The organism is Plantibacter sp. ME-Dv--P-122b (genome assembly GCF_030209375.1).
GTDB lineage: Bacteria > Actinomycetota > Actinomycetes > Actinomycetales > Microbacteriaceae > Plantibacter.
The window spans coordinates 14,849-29,901 of sequence record NZ_JARVSC010000012.1; the positions used below are offsets into that span (position 1 = coordinate 14,849).

Sequence of the window (15,053 nt, forward strand, 5' to 3'; positions counted from 1 at the left end):
CGAGCCGTCGGGCCGTCGATGCCGTGAGCAGATCCGTGCTCACGGCATGGAGCTGAGGTGCGCCTTCGCGTTGATCGTCTTGTGGCGCCCCGTGCGAGCAGTGCTGGGCTTTCCCCCGACGTACAGCCAGCCGAGGAGCTCCTCACCCTTCTTCAGGCCGTGTGCCTTGCGGACCGGCTTGGCGCGAGTCGCGCCGCCGGTGCGCCAGAACACGCCCCAGCCGGCGTCGTCGAGCAGGAGGCTGACCATGTGGGCCACTCCGGCCGCGACCGCCTCCTGCTCCCAGGCGGGCACCTTCGACTTCTTCACGCTCACGACGACCGCGAGCAACAGGGGCGCGCGGAGCGGCTTCGTCGAGGGCTTCGAGTCGCCCTCCGCCTTCGCGAGCGCCCGGCCGAGCTTCACCCGGTCGTCGCCGCGGAGGGTGATGACCCGCCACGGACGCAGGGCGCTGTGGTCGGCCACTCGACCGGCCGCCCCGAGGACCTCGAGGAGTTCCGCGTCACTCGGAGCGACGTCGGTGACCTTGGACCACGAACGGCGCCCGGCGACGGCAGCGAGGACCGGACGCTCGACCGGTTCGGTCACTCCGTCGGCTCGGCGGTGTCGGCCGCGGCGAAGTTGAGCGCGATCGAGTTCATGCAGTAGCGGTCGCCGGTGGGCGTCCCGAAGCCGTCGTCGAACACGTGGCCGAGGTGCGAGCCGCAGTTGGCGCACCGGACCTCGGTGCGCACCATGCCGAGGGTGCGGTCCTCGATGAGCTGCACCGCCTCGGGGTTCACGGACTCGTAGAAGCTCGGCCATCCACAGCCGGAATCGAACTTGGTGCCGCTCTTGAAGAGTTCGGCGTTGCAGGCGGCACAGGTGTAGAGGCCCGCGCGCGACTCGTCGAGGAGCTCACCCGTCCAGGCCCGTTCGGTGGCCGCCCCGCGGAGGACCTGATACTGCTCGGGCGTGAGTTCCTCGCGCCACTGCTCATCGGTCTTCGACACGTCGTACGTCATGCTGCTCCATTCGTCTCGGTCATCCTACGTGCGGGGCTGCCTCGTGCATGCGGCTCCCGACGTATTCCATAACACTGCACCGAGCCTGATCCTTCCCGGTGAACGCCGGCCATCGCCGGGGTGGATGCGGCCCGGCGGCCATCGGCTGAATAGACTTGGACGACGGTGGACCGGAGTATGACTCGACGGCCGCCGCATCGGCACCGAACGGCAGGAGATGAGCATGCAGCCAGCGTCGCGCACGCCTGCCGATGACGACGCGTCGACGCCGACGGGAGGCCTCGATCAGCGCGAACTCGAGATCCTCGAGTTCGAGTCCCACTGGATGCAGCACGTCGGGGCCAAGGAGGCCGCCATCCGCGACCGCTTCGCCCTGTCCCCGGCCCGGTACTATCAACTGCTCGGCGCGCTCATCGACTCGCCGTCCGCCCTCGCCCACGACCCCATGCTGATCAAGCGGCTGCAGCGCACCCGCGACGCCCGACTCTCGGCGCGAGGAGCCTCGGCTCCCCGTACCGACGGCTGAGCAGCTCCCGGAGACCACACCATGGCTGAATCCTTCCCGCCCGATCGCTTCGACGAGGTGCCCGACCTCAAACGCGTCGGCGCGCACCGTGCCCCTGCTCCCAAGGGACGCGGCTGGATCGCCTTCCTCGTCGCCGTGGTCGCCACGCTCGTGCTCGTGGGGGTCGGCACCTTCGCCCTGTTCGGATTGAACGACCGGATCGACTTCTTCGGCGGCTCGCAGAGCCCGAGCGCCACGCCCACGCCGACCCCGACCCCGACCGAGGCTGCCCCCGTCGTCGACACCACGGCCAACATCCTCGTCCTGAACGGCACCCCCACCACCGGCCTCGCCGGGTCCGCCGCGGCCGCGATCGCGGCCGCCGGCTTCACGCAGCAGATCTCGACGAGCGACGCCAGCACGGAGGACGTCACGGCGAGTGGGGTCTACTACCAGGATCCGTCGCAGGAGGGCGTCGCACGCGCCATCGCGAACGCGCTCGGTGGCATCCCGATCCAGATCACGGACACGTACGCGATCCCCGTCGAGGAGGGCGAGGCACCGGTCCTCCGCATCGTCGTCGTGGTCGGCGCGGACTACCAACCGGCCGCCTGAGCGCGGCTGTGGCGGGCCGACCGGTCAGGTCGCCGGCCGGCCGTGTTTCCGGAGTGTTTCCTCCATGTTGAGTTGTCGTATCACTCCGCCCTGTTTGTCGATTTCGGGGTGAATCCGCGCGGTGCTCCGGATTAGTATCTGGAATTGGCCGCTCATCCCGTCCCGTCTCGACTCGCCCCCGGGTCCGCTTCGGCGCAGGGTGGTCACCGGGATCCCGATCCCGGATGGCAGGTCCGGGTTCGGCAACAGTCGATGCCTGCGAGCACGCAGCAATGGGAGTATGAAATGGCGAACGGAACCGTCAAGTGGTTCAACGCTGAGAAGGGCTTCGGCTTCATCACGGTAGACGACGGCGGACAGGATGTCTTCGTCCACTACTCGGCGATCGACATGAGTGGCTACAAGTCCTTGGAAGAGGGCCAGGCGGTCGTCTTCGAGGTCGGCACTGGAGCAAAGGGGCCTCAGGCCGAGGGTGTGCGCCTGGCGTAGCCGCTGATCAGGTACGCGATTCCTGCGACGCCGTCCACTTCGGTGGGCGGCGTCGTTCGTCGTTCCGGGCGGTTCCCGGGAGTTCGCTCAGGGCGCCGGTGCTCACTTGCACTCCCACCCCCTGAGTGCCAGAATCGACTTAGCACTCGTACTCATTGAGTGCTAACAACGTTCATGACGTCCGGGAGGGACGAAAAACACACATGGCTAAGATCATTGCTTTCGACGAGGAGGCCCGTCGCGGCCTCGAGCGTGGACTGAACATTCTTGCTGACACGGTCAAGGTCACCCTTGGGCCGCGCGGTCGCAACGTTGTCCTCGAGAAGAAGTGGGGCGCCCCCACGATCACCAACGACGGCGTGTCCATCGCCAAGGAGATCGAACTCGACGACCCGTACGAGAAGATCGGCGCGGAGCTCGTCAAGGAGGTCGCCAAGAAGACCGACGACGTCGCCGGCGACGGCACCACCACGGCGACCGTGCTGGCACAGGCGCTCGTCCGCGAGGGCCTCCGCAACGTCGCCGCAGGCGCCGACCCCATCAGCCTCAAGCGCGGCATCGAGAAGGCCGTCGAGGCCGTCACGGTCGAGCTCATCGCCAACGCCAAGGAGGTGGAGACCAAGGAGGAGATCGCTGCGACCGCTTCCATCTCCGCCGGCGACACCACCATCGGCGAGATCATCGCCGAGGCGATCGACAAGGTCGGCAAGGAGGGCGTCGTCACCGTCGAGGAGTCGAACACCTTCGGCACCGAGCTCGAGCTCACCGAGGGCATGCGCTTCGACAAGGGCTACCTGTCGCAGTACTTCGTGACCGACCCCGACCGCCAGGAAGCGGTGTTCGAGGACCCCTACATCCTCATCGCCAACCAGAAGATCTCCGCGATCAAGGACCTCCTGCCGATCGTCGACCAGGTCATCCAGTCGGGCAAGCAGCTCCTCATCATCGCTGAGGACGTCGACGGCGAAGCTCTCGCGACGCTCGTCGTCAACAAGATCCGTGGCATCTTCAAGTCCGTCGCCGTCAAGGCTCCGGGCTTCGGCGACCGCCGCAAGGCTCAGCTGCAGGACATCGCCATCCTCACCGGTGGCCAGGTCATCTCCGAGGAGGTCGGCCTCAAGCTCGAGACCGTCACCCTCGACCTGCTCGGCCGTGCTCGCAAGGTCGTCATCACCAAGGATGAGACCACCATCGTCGAGGGTGCCGGCGACGCCGACGCCATCGCCGGTCGTGTCTCGCAGATCCGCAAGGAGATCGACAACACCGACAGCGACTACGACCGCGAGAAGCTCCAGGAGCGTCTCGCCAAGCTCGCGGGCGGTGTGGCGGTCATCAAGGCCGGCGCAGCGACCGAGGTCGAGCTCAAGGAGCGCAAGCACCGCATCGAGGACGCCGTTCGCAACGCGAAGGCCGCCGTCGAAGAGGGCATCGTCGCCGGTGGTGGCGTCGCCCTGATCCAGGCCGGTAAGACCGCGTTCGAGAAGCTCGAGCTCGTCGGTGACGAGGCGACCGGTGCGAACATCGTCAAGGTCGCCATCGACGCTCCGCTCAAGCAGATCGCGCTCAACGCGGGCCTCGAGCCTGGCGTCGTCGCCGACAAGGTGCGCAACCTGCCCGTCGGACACGGCCTCAACGCCGCGACCGGCGAGTACGTCGACATGCTCGCTGCAGGCATCAACGACCCGGTGAAGGTCACGCGCTCTGCGTTGCTCAACGCAGCGTCGATCGCCGGCCTGTTCCTCACCACCGAGGCCGTCGTCGCCGACAAGCCGGAGAAGAACCCGGCTCCGGCCGGCGACCCGACCGGTGGCATGGACTTCTAAGTCCGACAGCAACACCTGCGCAGGGCGTCTCCTTCGGGAGGCGCCCTGCGTCGTTTCCACACGACACATCAGAGAGAACCCTCGGCCCGTATGCCCGTTTCCGCATGGGGTCGACAGTTGTTGTAGAGACGTGACCGGAACGGCATATCGGCCCGCGCGCCAGTTCCTACGATCGAGCTATGAGACGTATCGGGGGAGCGGCGATCGCCGCTGTATTGGTTCTGGCGCTGGCCGCGTGCACGCCGAGTGAGGCGGCTCCGACCGCATCACCGACGGCGTCATCGTCGCCGGTGCCCTCGGCGACGGCTAAGCCGACTGCGCCGGTGAGCTCATACGGCTTCGGGTGCGAGAATCTCGTCCCCCAGGACGTGGTGGCGACCGCGCTCGCCCCCACGGCGATCCTGGAGCCCGCTTTCGCTGACCCGTCCAGCGCGAACCCGCTGCTGTGGGCGGCGACCTCGCTCGGGGGCATGCACTGCACGTGGAGCAATGGTGAGCCGAGAGACCTGGCGGAGGGTGGGACGCCGGTCGGAACGGAACGGTGGGCCGAGTTGACCATCCTGCCCGGATCGCACGCCGACTGGGACTTCTACTACGAACGCTGGGCGAACGGCGAATCAGGGCCGTGGCCGGACTCCACGAAGCTGTCCTGCTTCACCCAGAACGGCAGCGTGCTCGGCGTCTGCAGCATCAACTTCCTGGTCGGCGACAGCTGGGTCGACTTGATCATCAACGGTCCGGCCGACAACGCTGCGGCATCGGACGAGGAAGCCGTCGCGGCGGTATCGCCCTTCATCGAGGCGATCCGTTCGGCGCTCGAACCGGTCGGCACGGCGCCACGGTACGCCTGGGGCGGGACGACGCCGGGGGCGAACGCGCTGCCGACGGAGTGCGAGGCGTTCGTGCCTGTGGCGGCGATGAGTGAGGCCTTCGGCCAGGAGCTCACCTACAACTCGGCACCGAAGAAGCGATTGTGGGACCGAGGCGTCGCCGCCGATGACTAGCGCCGGACTGCATCTTCTCCCTCCCCGACAGTGACTCGTCGCGAGGCATCCTGCGAGCGCTCCCGGGCGGACGCTGGGCGTACGAGCAGCTGGTCGAGACCCGCATGAGCGCGGGAGCGGACATCGAGTTCTTGACGATCGACGGGCTCGGAGCCCGGGACGCCTTCATTGAGTGCAAGACGAGTCCGTGGTCCACGTGCAGCGTGCAGATGGCGGTCGCCGGGCACTGGTTGGAGGTCGAGGCGAACAACGAGAGTTCCCTCGACGACACCTACGACGTCGACGAGCTGCGTCAGCAGGCTCTCGCCTACGCAGCACTCGCCGCCGCCGGTATCGCCGCGCGTCCCTGATCACCGCTGCCAACGTCGGAGCAGCCGAGGCCGGAACCATCCGGCTCCGGCTGCTGCGACGGGTACGTCACCCGCTGAACATGCTCGCGTTCGCGCGCTCGATCTCGGCGTACTGCGTGCCCGCGACGGCGAGCGCTCGGCTGATCTCGCCGAGGTTCTCCTCGACCTGACGCTGGGTGCCCCTCCAGCGCTCGACGACACCGTGGAACGCGGCCGCCGCCGCGCCGGTCCACTGGCCGTCGAGTGCCGCCAGCTGCGTGTGCAGACGGGCGACCTCGTTCTGGATCTGCTCGATCGTGACGCGCGCCGCCGTGGAGGCGCGCTCGACCGCGTCGCTGTCGACCTGGAAAGTGGCCATCGGGAACTCCGTTCGTCCGGGCGATGCCTGTCATCGCCGCTACCGAGACGGTAGGTGCTCGCCGCCGGCCGGAACCGGCCGGGACGGACTCGGGCGCGCACTCCGGGGCAGGCCGGAGCCTGTGGAGGAGGGTCGAGCAGTCCGCTGCCGGGTCAGGCCGGAGGGCCCGCGATGACGATGGGGCTCGTGGCGGCCGACGGGGCGAGCGGCAGGATGACGCGGAACGTCGCGCCGCCGCCGGGGGTCTCGGTCACGTCGACGGTTCCGCCGTGCGCCGCGACGATGGACGCGACGATCGCCAGTCCGAGACCGCTGCCGCCGGTCTCGCGGGTCCGCGAACTGTCGGCACGCCAGAAGCGCTGGAAGATCTTCTCGCGGATCTGCGGGGGGATGCCTTCGCCGTGGTCGACGATGGCGATGCTGGCGGTCCCGGCGCGGGAGTCCGTGCCGACCGCGAGCTCGATCGGGCTGTCGGCGGGCGTGAAGCGCAAGGCGTTTCCGATGAGGTTGGTGACGACCTGCCGGATCTTGTTCTCCTCGCCGAGGACGATCGGCGGCACGGCCAGCGTGAGCGGTTCGGCGATCGGCTTCGTGTCGGTCGTGGTGGCGTCACCGGACGGCTTCGGCCGACGCCGGAAGCGGTTGAACGTCGCGCCGAAGATCGGCCCGGTCGAGCCCGTCTGGGCGGGTGCTTCGCCGGCGGCCGAGGACTCGCCGGTCGTCTCGGAGGTATCGTCGTCGGCGGCTCGCGCCGTGCGTTCGTCGCGGACCACCTGGACCGTGCGCCCGGGCGCCTGGGCCGTGGTGTCGAGAGCGGCGTCGCGCGCGATCGGGAGCAGGTCGACGGGGGCGACGTTCAGCGGTCGCGTCTCATCGAGGCGGGCGAGCTGAAGGAGGTCCTCGACGAGCGCACCCATGCGGATGGCCTCCTTCTCGATGCGCTCCATGGCCTGCGCCACGTCCTGTGGCGTCTGGAGTGCGCCCATCCGGTAGAGCTCGGCGTAGCCGCGGACGGAGACGAGCGGGGTCCGCAGCTCGTGGCTCGCATCGCCGACGAAGTTCCGCATCTGTTCGATGGTCTTCCCGCGATCCGAGTACGCGCGGTCGATGCGGGCCAGCATCGTGTTGAGCGACCGGCTGAGCCGCCCCACCTCGGTGTTCGGCGTCGAGCCGGCGAGTCGCTGGCTGAAGTCGCCGTCGGCGAACGCGGCGGCCGTCCGTTCCACCTGGCGGAGCGGTTCGAAGGTGCCCGTCACCAGCCACCGGGTGAGGAGCGCTCCGACCACGATGATGAGCACGCCGAGGACGAAGAAGATCGTGAGGTAGGTCGCGATGGTGTTGTCGGTGCCCTGCATCGAGATGGCGACCCATGCCGCTCCCGTGCGGAACCCGTCGAGGGTGACCGGCACCGAGACCGCGTGGTAGACGATCGTGCCACTCGCGTTGGTGGTGGTGTAGATCTGGGTCCCGCTCGCGGCGACGTCGTTCGCACTGAGGTGCGCCGGGTGCTCGGGAGCGATGCTGTCGTCCCATCCGGACGAAGCCCGGAGTTCGCCGTTCGTGTCGTACACGGCGACGAACAGCGTCGAAGGGGCGTCGAGCTGGAGCTGACCGTCCTCGGAGATCTCTCCGACGATCTTGCCCTTGGCTGCAGTGATCAGACTGTCGTTCGCCTGCTGGGTGAGGACCTCTTTGAGGAGCGGGGTCGTCCCCATGCCCGCGACGAGCAGGCCGAAGGCGAGGACGAGCACCGTCACCCCGGTGATCTTCGTCCGGAGTGAGACGCTGCTCCACCAGGTGGACAGGGAATCGGCCATCGGGTGGGGGCTACGCCTTCCCGGCCTTGAGCATGTAGCCGAATCCGCGCTTGGTCTGGATGAGCGGCTCGCTGGAGAACTGGTCGAGCTTCCGGCGCAGGTAGGAGATGTAGCTCTCGACGATGCCGGCGTCGCCGTTGAAGTCGTACTCCCAGACGTGGTCGAGGATCTGGGCCTTCGACAGGACGCGGTTCGGGTTGAGCATGAGGTAGCGGAGGAGCTTGAACTCGGTCGGGCTGAGGTCGATCGGGGTGTCGCCGACGAGGACCTCGTGGGTGTCCTGGTCCATCGTCAGCTCGCCGGTGCGGATCACCGCATCCTCGTCGGCCTGCATCGTCCGGCGGAGGATGGCCTTGATACGTGCCACGATCTCGTCGAGGCTGAACGGCTTGGTGACGTAGTCGTCGCCGCCGACCGTGAGGCCGGTGATCTTGTCCTCCGTGTCGTCCTTCGCGGTGAGGAAGAGGATGGGCGCCGTGTAGCCGGCGCTGCGCAGACGCTTGGTGACGCCGAAGCCGTTCATGTCCGGCAGCATCACGTCGAGGATGATGAGGTCGGGCTCCTCCTCGAGGACCGCCGAGATGGCGGCAGCGCCGTTGCCCACGGCACGGACGGCGAAGCCGGCGAATCGCAGGCTGGTGGTGAGGAGGTCGCGGATGTTCGGTTCGTCGTCGACGATGAGGATGCGGGGTCCGGTCATGACACCATTATCTGCACGTTTCTTGAGACTTTTCTGAGAGCGTGGTTCACGCGGTCTGCAGGGCGTGGGCGTCGAGGATCGTGTAGCTGTAGCCCTGTTCCGCGAGGAAGCGCTGGCGGTTCTGCGCGAACTCCTGATCGACCGTGTCGCGTGACACCAGGGTGTAGAAGCTCGCGGTGAGTCCCGTGGACTTCGGGCGCAACAGGCGGCCGAGACGCTGCGCCTCCTCCTGTCGTGAACCGAACGACCCCGACACCTGGATGGCGACGGTCGCTTCGGGCAGGTCGACCGAGAAGTTCGCGACCTTCGAGACGACGAGCACCTGTTCGGTGCCGTCGCGGAACGCCTGATAGAGCCGCTCGCGCTCGTCGACCGGGGTGGAGCCCGTCAACTGCGGGGCTCCGAGCGTATCGGCCAGCTCCTGGATCTGATCGAGGTACTGCCCGATGACGAGGATCTGCTCGCCCCGGTGCCGTTCGACGAGCTGCCGGACGACGTCGAGCTTGGCCGGAGCGGTCGCCGCGAGGCGGTACCGTTCGTCGTCGGCGGAGGCGGCGTAGGTGAGTCGGTCGGCCTGAGGCAGGTCGACGCGCACCTCGAAGCACGCGGCGGGGGAGATGAAGCCCTGCGCCTCGATCTCCTTCCACGGGGCGTCGAACCGCTTCGGCCCGATGAGCGAGAAGACGTCGCCCTCACGGCCGTCCTCCCGGATGAGCGTCGCCGTCAGGCCGAGACGCCGCCGCGCCTGCAGCTCGGCGGTGAGCTTGAAGACGGGGGCCGGGAGCAGGTGCACCTCGTCGTAGACCACGAGGCCCCAGTCCATGGCGTCGAGGAGCGCGAGGTGGGCGTACTCGCCCTTCCGCTTGGCCGTGAGGATCTGATAGGTCGCGATCGTGACCGGCTTGACCTCCTTGACCTGCCCCGAGTACTCGCCGATCTCCTCGGCGGTGAGGGAGGTGCGCTTCAACAGCTCGTCGCGCCACTGCCGCGCCGACACCGTGTTCGTGACGAGGATGAGGGTGTTGGTGGACGCCGTCGCCATCGCGCCGGCGCCGACCAGGGTCTTGCCCGCACCACAGGGCAGCACCACGACACCGGAACCGCCGGAGAAGAAGTTGTCGACCGCCTGCTGCTGATAGTCGCGGAGGTGCCAGCCGTCCTCGACCAGGTCGATCTGGTGCGGTGTGCCGGCGGTGTACCCGGCGAGGTCCTCGGCGGGCCAGCCCAGCTTCACGAGTTCCTGCTTGAGCGCACCGCGTGCCCACGGCTCGACGAGGAACGTGTCCGGCGTCGGATGTCCGATGAGGAGGGGCGCGATCCGCTTGGCGCCGGCGACCTCGGTCAGGATCGGCAGGTCCGTGGAGCGGAGGACGAGCTCGCCCTCGTCGGAGCGTTCGATCACGAGCCGGCCGTAGCGGTTGACGGTCTCGCGCATGTCGATCGTCACGGACGCGGGGATGGAGAACTTCGAGTACCGCTCCAGCGTCTCGATCATCTGGTCGGCATCGTGCCCGGCGGCCCGCGCGTTCCAGAGTCCGAGACGGGTGATCCGGTAGGTGTGGATGTGCTCCGGCGCGCGCTCGAGCTCGGCAAACACCGAGAGATCGTGGCGGGCGTCCTCGGCGAGCGGGTGGGCGACCTCGAGCAGCACGGTGCGGTCGCTTTGGACGATCAGTGGTCCATCAGACATAACGGTCGAGTCTACCGGCGGATCCGGTGCGCAACCCCCTTGAGTGGGCGCTCAGCCGGCGATCCGGACCTCGGTGATCATCGCGAGTGGCAGGGTGCGTTCGACGTCGGCCGACCGGTCCAGACCACGCAGACGACCACCTGCGAGACTCACCGGTTCGATCGTGAACGTGGATCGGCGCTCGCCGTGCTGCAGCTGCACGGTGACCGGCGTGTGGTCGCGGACGGCGATCTCCAGCTGCTTGGCCAACCACGCGGAGCTGGTGTCCCCGCGATCGTCGGCGCGGAGCCGCGACACCAGATCCGGTTCCGTCGAAGCGGCCGGTGCGGAGAGGCCGGTGCGCATGACCGGCTGTCGGCGGATTCGGAGTGGGGCGCCGTCCTCGTCCTCCGCGACCACCGGGTAGCGCGCATCGTGGAGGGCCCAGTAGACCGTCGCCGCCTCGATCCGGCTGGTGAGCCGGTGCTCGTCGCTCGGACGGAGACTCAGCGCCACGAGGCTCTGGTCGACCGAGATCGCCGCGATCAGGCCCACGTCGTCGGAGCGGATGTAGCTGCTGCGTCCAGGGTCGGCCGAGGCGTCGGCCGACGCGCGGATCGTCCCGACGCGGACGAGGCCGAAGCGGGATGCGGCCTCGGACACCAGGTATCGCAGGGGCTGGGGGACGCCGGTCAGCGAGATCGACTCGAGATAGGCGAGCAGGTCCTCGGCCGTGTCTCCGTCGGCAAGGGCGCGGGTGATGCTCGCGGTCGTGATGCGGTACCGCGACGCCTGGGCGCGCCCCTCCGGCTCCGCGAGGGCTCGGAGCCGGACGTCGAGTTCCGCCGTCGGGGGACCGAGTGCGATGACGGTGAGGTCGTCCTGGAGGACGACCTGCGACACCTCGGCGGGGAGCATGGACGCGAGCGTCGAGGCCGCGTCGCCTGCGTTGCCATCGATGAGGAGTCGTCCGAACCCGCTGGTCGCCCCGTCCACGGTGATCCCGAGCAGCTCTGCACCCGCGTCGACCGCGCGCGTCGGCACCACGACGGCATCACCGGCCAGCGGATACCACCAGCTGAGCTCCTCGACCAGGTCGACGGAACCGCGCCGGTACGCCGCCAGGATGTGATCGCGGATCGTGGCCGGGATCGCGTCGCGCCAGGCTGCCGCGAGCTGGAGCCAGCGTTCCGCGGTGGCCGATGCCAGCCAGGTCTCGCCGACCTCGCTCAGGCGGATGGCGGAGCCGATCGCGTCCGTGAGCCCGGCGGCCGATGCCACGGACAGGGCGAGCTCGATCTGGTCGGGCGTGCTCGCCGCCGCGGCTGCGAGCCGTTTGAGGTCCGGCATGGACGGTGCTCCCCGGCCGAGCAGGCGCGCGGGCTCGCGGTCGAGTTCGTGGAGGCTCTCGCCGACGATGCCGACAGCGCCGGCCGCTCGCTCGCTCGCGAGGGCGTCCGTGTCGGGGGCCGAGCGTGGAGCGCGGGACGTCGGGGACTCGGCCGGAAGCTGGAGTTCGGCACGGCCGGGCTTGCCGCTCGCCGCCCACTCCTCGAACACCGCGGCCACCGCGCTCACCGGCCTGATCGGACCGGCTCCGTCGTCCAGCACGAGGATGTCGCGCTCCAGCCGCTCCAGGGCGGCATCCACCTCCGACTCGTCGCGTCCGAGCGTGGACGCGAGCGACTGGCGCTCCGTCCCGTCCAGCGCGGCGGCGAGCACGGCGAGGGTGTGCCGGTCGAGCAGTGCCATCCGGCGGGCGACGCTCGCATCGTCCAACAGTGCCTCGGCGAAGTCGAAGAAGTCCGCGATCCGGGCTGAGGAGGCCCTGCGGTCGGGCGCCAGCCTGCGGAGCACGTCGTCCGGGAGGTCCCGGAGGCGGCGCGCGATCGCGAAGGCCTCGCCCATGGTCGTCAGCGCGGCGACTGACCGCGGGATTCGCGGGACCGTCGGACGGCACCCACGATGATGAGCGTGATCAGCATCAGGAAGGCGATCGGGAGCCCGACGAGCGGCAGGATCGTCACGACCGGCCAGACGCCGACGGCGAAGTCGCCCTGCTCGAGGCCGGTGGCGGTGCCGACCATCACCGCGACGAACGCGGCGATCGACACGGCGACGATCGTCACGACCATGTAGGCCAGGATCCGTTCGGGCCGCGAGATGCTCGGCGTCTGCTCATCAGTCACGCTCCCAGGATAGAGGCACGCGGCTGCTGCACCGAATAGGCTGGGGGCCGAGGACCGATGGTCCTCTCGATCGCGCTTCCTGCGCGATCACCGCACGGCGCTGCATTTCTGCGCACGACACACAGCGAGGTTCCCATGCCCACCGGCAAGGTCAAGTTCTACGACGAGGAGAAGGGCTTCGGCTTCATCAGCTCTGATGACGGCCAGGAGGTCTTCCTGCACGCTTCCGCACTGCCTGCGGGCACCGCCGGCGTGAAGCCGGGGACGCGGCTCGAGTTCGGCATCGCCGACGGCAAGCGCGGCGCCCAGGCGCTGTCCGTGCGCGTCCTCGAGGCTCCGCCCAGCCTCGTCAAGCTGAAGCGCAAGCCGGCCGACGACATGGCGATCATCGTCGAGGACCTCGTGAAGCTCCTCGACGGCATCGGTGGCGACCTGCGCCGCGGCAAGTACCCGAACAGCAGCCACAGCAAGAAGATCGCTGCCGTGCTGCGCAAGGTCGCGGACGAGCTGGATGCCTGACGCGGGCCAGGAGACACCGGCCGAGGAGCACGACGTCACGGCAAACGTGGATGCCCGACCCGAGCCGGACGAGCAGCGCTCTGGCGGCGGCACCGACGGCGAGTCGACACCGGCACCCGTGCCGGACGAGACCCTGATCGCGGCCGTGGAGCTCGCGCGCGAGGCGTTGCAGGAGATCACGCCTGCGAGCACGGTCGGTGAGCCGGCCGGGCACGTCGTGGTCGACGATCATGTCGTCTCGCTGCTGTTCGCGAACACGATGCCCGGCTACCCGGGATGGTTCTGGACGGTGACGCTCTCGCGGACCGCCGACGACGCCGCGCCCAACGTGCTCGAGACCGAGCTGATGCCCGGCGACGGCGCGTTGCTGGCTCCCCAGTGGGTGCCGTGGTCGGAACGCCTCGCGGACTACCGCGCCGCGCAGGAGGCAGCGGCTGCGGCTGCGGCTGACGACGCCCTCGACGACGCGGATGACACCGACGAGTTCGACGACGACGATGTCGCGCTGTCCGGGGATCCCCGCGACCGCGACCGCGACGGCATCGAACTCGAGTACGACGAGGACGATGTCGATGCAGCGTCCGACGATACCGACGAGGACGACGATTCCGACGATTCCGACGAGGACGACGAGGACGACGACTCGGATGACGATGACGACCACTCGGACGAGGAGGACTCCGATGAGGACGACTCCGACGAGGACGACGACCGGTTCGAGGACGAGTAGCACTCGCGCAACACGAGACAGACGAACGGGCGGCCGAACCTCGAGAGGGTTCGACCGCCCGTTCGGCGTTCAGCGGGGGAGTCGGATCAGAGCGCCCCGACGACGTGTTCGATGCTCGCGATGAGCTGACGGACGTCCGCGGGGTCGATCGCCGTGAAGGTCGCGACGCGCAGCTGGTTGCGGCCGAGCTTGCGGTAGGGCTCGGTGTCGACGATGCCGTTCGACCGCAGGGTCTTCGCGACGAGCGCGGCGTCGATCGCGTCGTCGAAGTCGATCGTGACGACGACCTGCGAGCGGTGGTCGGGGTTCGTCACGAACGGCGTCGTGTAGGAGGTGCGCTCGGCCCACTCGTACAGGGCGCCGGAGGACTCGGCCGTCCGTGCCGACGCCCACGCGAGGCCGCCGTTGCCGTTGATCCACGAGATCTGCTCCTCGAGGAGCACGAGCGTCGACAACGCGGGCGTGTTGAGCGTCTGCTCGAGTCGTGAGTTGTCGACCGCGTTCTTCAGGCTCAGGAACTCCGGGATGTAACGGCCGCTCGCCGCGATCCGTTCGATGCGCTCGATCGCCGCTGGGGAGCAGAGCGCGAACCACAGGCCGCCATCGGATGCGAAGTTCTTCTGCGGTGCGAAGTAGTAGACGTCCGCCTGGCTCGCGTCGAAGTCGACACCACCGGCGGCGCTCGTCGCGTCGATCACCGTGAGGGCGCCGGTGTCGCCGGAGACACGTCGCACCGGGGCCATGACGCCGGTCGAGGTCTCGTTGTGCGGCCAGGCGTACACGTCGACGCCCTCGACCACCTCGGGATCGACGCGGGATCCACCCGGCACCTCACGGACGTCCGGGGCGGTGAGCCACGGGGCACCCGCCGCCTTGGCGAACTTGCCGCCGAACTCGCCGAAGACGAGGTTCTGGCTGCGCTGCTCGATGAGGCCGAAGGCGGCCGCGTCCCAGAACGCGGTCGAGCCGCCGTTGCCGACGATGATCTCGTAGCCCTCGGGGGCACGGAACAACTCGGCCAGGCCGGCGCGCACGCGGCCGACGAGCTGCTTGACGGGAGCCTGACGGTGGGAGGTGCCGAGGAGGGACAGGCCTGCCTCGGAGAGCGCTGCGATCTGCTCAGGTCGGATCTTGGATGGGCCGCAGCCGAATCGACCATCGGCGGGCAGAAGGGACGTGGGAATCGTGATCTCCGGCATACGGCGATTCTAGAGGCGGGGGCCTCATGGCGTCGTGCCAGGGCGCCCGATGCGTCCACGCGGGGCGGAGTGGCTTGGCGCG

The 15,053-nt window shown here is 68.8% G+C and carries 17 protein-coding genes; 8 read left to right on the top strand and 9 right to left on the bottom strand.

The window, feature by feature from the left end; genetic code table 11:
- Positions 1-39 precede the first annotated feature (39 nt).
- Both QRN19_RS18215 and msrB read right to left on the bottom strand, forming a co-directional pair.
- The gene (locus QRN19_RS18215; protein ID WP_285028645.1) at positions 40-588 is read right to left on the bottom strand and encodes a nitroreductase family protein; all 549 of its coding nucleotides are present in this window, start codon (positions 586-588) and stop codon (positions 40-42) included.
- Positions 585-1,004: a peptide-methionine (R)-S-oxide reductase MsrB gene (msrB, locus tag QRN19_RS18220; RefSeq protein WP_085510334.1), complete on the bottom strand. Its 420-nt coding sequence runs from the start codon at positions 1,002-1,004 to the stop codon at positions 585-587. The genes QRN19_RS18215 and msrB overlap by 4 nt, the downstream gene beginning before the upstream one ends.
- 223 nt (positions 1,005-1,227) lie before the next feature.
- On the opposite strand from msrB, the gene QRN19_RS18225 reads away from it, so the two are divergent.
- From QRN19_RS18225 to QRN19_RS18250, 6 genes are all read left to right on the top strand, one after another.
- Entirely contained in the window at positions 1,228-1,530 is a 303-nt protein-coding gene (locus QRN19_RS18225; protein WP_086474690.1) for a DUF3263 domain-containing protein, read from the top strand.
- A gap of 21 nt (positions 1,531-1,551) precedes the next feature.
- Positions 1,552-2,124: a LytR C-terminal domain-containing protein gene (locus tag QRN19_RS18230; RefSeq protein WP_285028646.1), complete on the top strand. Its 573-nt coding sequence runs from the start codon at positions 1,552-1,554 to the stop codon at positions 2,122-2,124.
- A 285-nt stretch (positions 2,125-2,409) separates the two neighbouring features.
- Entirely contained in the window at positions 2,410-2,613 is a 204-nt protein-coding gene (locus QRN19_RS18235) for a cold-shock protein (RefSeq protein ID WP_079705369.1), read from the top strand.
- A 203-nt stretch (positions 2,614-2,816) separates the two neighbouring features.
- Positions 2,817-4,436: a chaperonin GroEL gene (groL, locus tag QRN19_RS18240; protein ID WP_064296567.1), complete on the top strand. Its 1,620-nt coding sequence runs from the start codon at positions 2,817-2,819 to the stop codon at positions 4,434-4,436.
- Between the two features lie 323 nt (positions 4,437-4,759).
- Positions 4,760-5,440, top strand: coding sequence for a hypothetical protein (locus QRN19_RS18245; RefSeq protein WP_285028647.1), 681 nt, complete (start codon positions 4,760-4,762; stop codon positions 5,438-5,440).
- Between the two features lie 104 nt (positions 5,441-5,544).
- Complete coding sequence (locus tag QRN19_RS18250) at positions 5,545-5,790, top strand: hypothetical protein (RefSeq protein ID WP_285028649.1); 246 nt, start codon at positions 5,545-5,547, stop codon at positions 5,788-5,790.
- A gap of 67 nt (positions 5,791-5,857) precedes the next feature.
- On the opposite strand, the gene QRN19_RS18255 is transcribed toward QRN19_RS18250, so the two are convergent.
- The 6 genes from QRN19_RS18255 to QRN19_RS18280 form a co-directional block, all read right to left on the bottom strand.
- A complete protein-coding gene (locus QRN19_RS18255; RefSeq protein WP_064296564.1) occupies positions 5,858-6,148 on the bottom strand; it encodes a WXG100 family type VII secretion target in 291 nt (96 codons plus the stop codon).
- A 152-nt stretch (positions 6,149-6,300) separates the two neighbouring features.
- A complete protein-coding gene (locus QRN19_RS18260) occupies positions 6,301-7,965 on the bottom strand; it encodes a sensor histidine kinase (protein ID WP_285028650.1) in 1,665 nt (554 codons plus the stop codon).
- A gap of 10 nt (positions 7,966-7,975) precedes the next feature.
- The gene (locus QRN19_RS18265; protein ID WP_056007716.1) at positions 7,976-8,665 is read right to left on the bottom strand and encodes a response regulator transcription factor; all 690 of its coding nucleotides are present in this window, start codon (positions 8,663-8,665) and stop codon (positions 7,976-7,978) included.
- 46 nt (positions 8,666-8,711) lie between these two features.
- Positions 8,712-10,355 carry a DNA repair helicase XPB gene (locus QRN19_RS18270; RefSeq protein WP_285028651.1) on the bottom strand — a complete coding sequence of 548 codons (1,644 nt, stop codon included), beginning with the start codon at positions 10,353-10,355 and terminating at the stop codon, positions 8,712-8,714.
- A gap of 51 nt (positions 10,356-10,406) precedes the next feature.
- On the bottom strand, positions 10,407-12,242 hold the full coding sequence (locus QRN19_RS18275; protein ID WP_285028652.1) for a helicase-associated domain-containing protein: 1,836 nt from the start codon (positions 12,240-12,242) through the stop codon (positions 10,407-10,409).
- A gap of 5 nt (positions 12,243-12,247) precedes the next feature.
- Positions 12,248-12,523, bottom strand: a complete 276-nt coding sequence (locus QRN19_RS18280; protein ID WP_124768896.1) for a multidrug ABC transporter ATPase — start codon at positions 12,521-12,523, stop codon at positions 12,248-12,250.
- 135 nt (positions 12,524-12,658) lie between these two features.
- Here QRN19_RS18280 and QRN19_RS18285 point away from each other — a divergent pair, with 135 nt between their 5' ends.
- Together QRN19_RS18285 and QRN19_RS18290 are read left to right on the top strand one after the other, a co-directional pair.
- Positions 12,659-13,042: a cold-shock protein gene (locus QRN19_RS18285; protein WP_064296559.1), complete on the top strand. Its 384-nt coding sequence runs from the start codon at positions 12,659-12,661 to the stop codon at positions 13,040-13,042.
- Entirely contained in the window at positions 13,035-13,772 is a 738-nt protein-coding gene (locus QRN19_RS18290) for a DUF3027 domain-containing protein (RefSeq protein WP_285028653.1), read from the top strand. The genes QRN19_RS18285 and QRN19_RS18290 overlap by 8 nt, the downstream gene beginning before the upstream one ends.
- A gap of 86 nt (positions 13,773-13,858) precedes the next feature.
- On the opposite strand, the gene serC is transcribed toward QRN19_RS18290, so the two are convergent.
- Positions 13,859-14,971 carry a phosphoserine transaminase gene (serC, locus tag QRN19_RS18295; protein WP_285028654.1) on the bottom strand — a complete coding sequence of 371 codons (1,113 nt, stop codon included), beginning with the start codon at positions 14,969-14,971 and terminating at the stop codon, positions 13,859-13,861.
- Between the last annotated feature and the right edge of the window lie 82 nt (positions 14,972-15,053).

Excerpts from the sequence above, each read along its gene's own strand:
- QRN19_RS18265 (WP_056007716.1), bottom strand. The coding sequence starts at position 8,665 with ATGACCGGACCCCGCATCCTCATCGTCGACGACGAACCGAACATCCGC.
- QRN19_RS18255 (WP_064296564.1), bottom strand. The coding sequence starts at position 6,148 with ATGGCCACTTTCCAGGTCGACAGCGACGCGGTCGAGCGCGCCTCCACG.
- QRN19_RS18290 (WP_285028653.1), top strand. The coding sequence starts at position 13,035 with ATGCCTGACGCGGGCCAGGAGACACCGGCCGAGGAGCACGACGTCACG.
- QRN19_RS18235 (WP_079705369.1), top strand. The coding sequence starts at position 2,410 with ATGGCGAACGGAACCGTCAAGTGGTTCAACGCTGAGAAGGGCTTCGGC.
- QRN19_RS18250 (WP_285028649.1), top strand. The coding sequence starts at position 5,545 with ATGAGCGCGGGAGCGGACATCGAGTTCTTGACGATCGACGGGCTCGGA.
- QRN19_RS18230 (WP_285028646.1), top strand. The coding sequence starts at position 1,552 with ATGGCTGAATCCTTCCCGCCCGATCGCTTCGACGAGGTGCCCGACCTC.
- QRN19_RS18285 (WP_064296559.1), top strand. The coding sequence starts at position 12,659 with ATGCCCACCGGCAAGGTCAAGTTCTACGACGAGGAGAAGGGCTTCGGC.
- QRN19_RS18225 (WP_086474690.1), top strand. The coding sequence starts at position 1,228 with ATGCAGCCAGCGTCGCGCACGCCTGCCGATGACGACGCGTCGACGCCG.
- QRN19_RS18275 (WP_285028652.1), bottom strand. The coding sequence starts at position 12,242 with ATGGGCGAGGCCTTCGCGATCGCGCGCCGCCTCCGGGACCTCCCGGAC.
- QRN19_RS18270 (WP_285028651.1), bottom strand. The coding sequence starts at position 10,355 with ATGTCTGATGGACCACTGATCGTCCAAAGCGACCGCACCGTGCTGCTC.
- msrB (WP_085510334.1), bottom strand. The coding sequence starts at position 1,004 with ATGACGTACGACGTGTCGAAGACCGATGAGCAGTGGCGCGAGGAACTC.
- serC (WP_285028654.1), bottom strand. The coding sequence starts at position 14,971 with ATGCCGGAGATCACGATTCCCACGTCCCTTCTGCCCGCCGATGGTCGA.
- QRN19_RS18260 (WP_285028650.1), bottom strand. The coding sequence starts at position 7,965 with ATGGCCGATTCCCTGTCCACCTGGTGGAGCAGCGTCTCACTCCGGACG.
- groL (WP_064296567.1), top strand. The coding sequence starts at position 2,817 with ATGGCTAAGATCATTGCTTTCGACGAGGAGGCCCGTCGCGGCCTCGAG.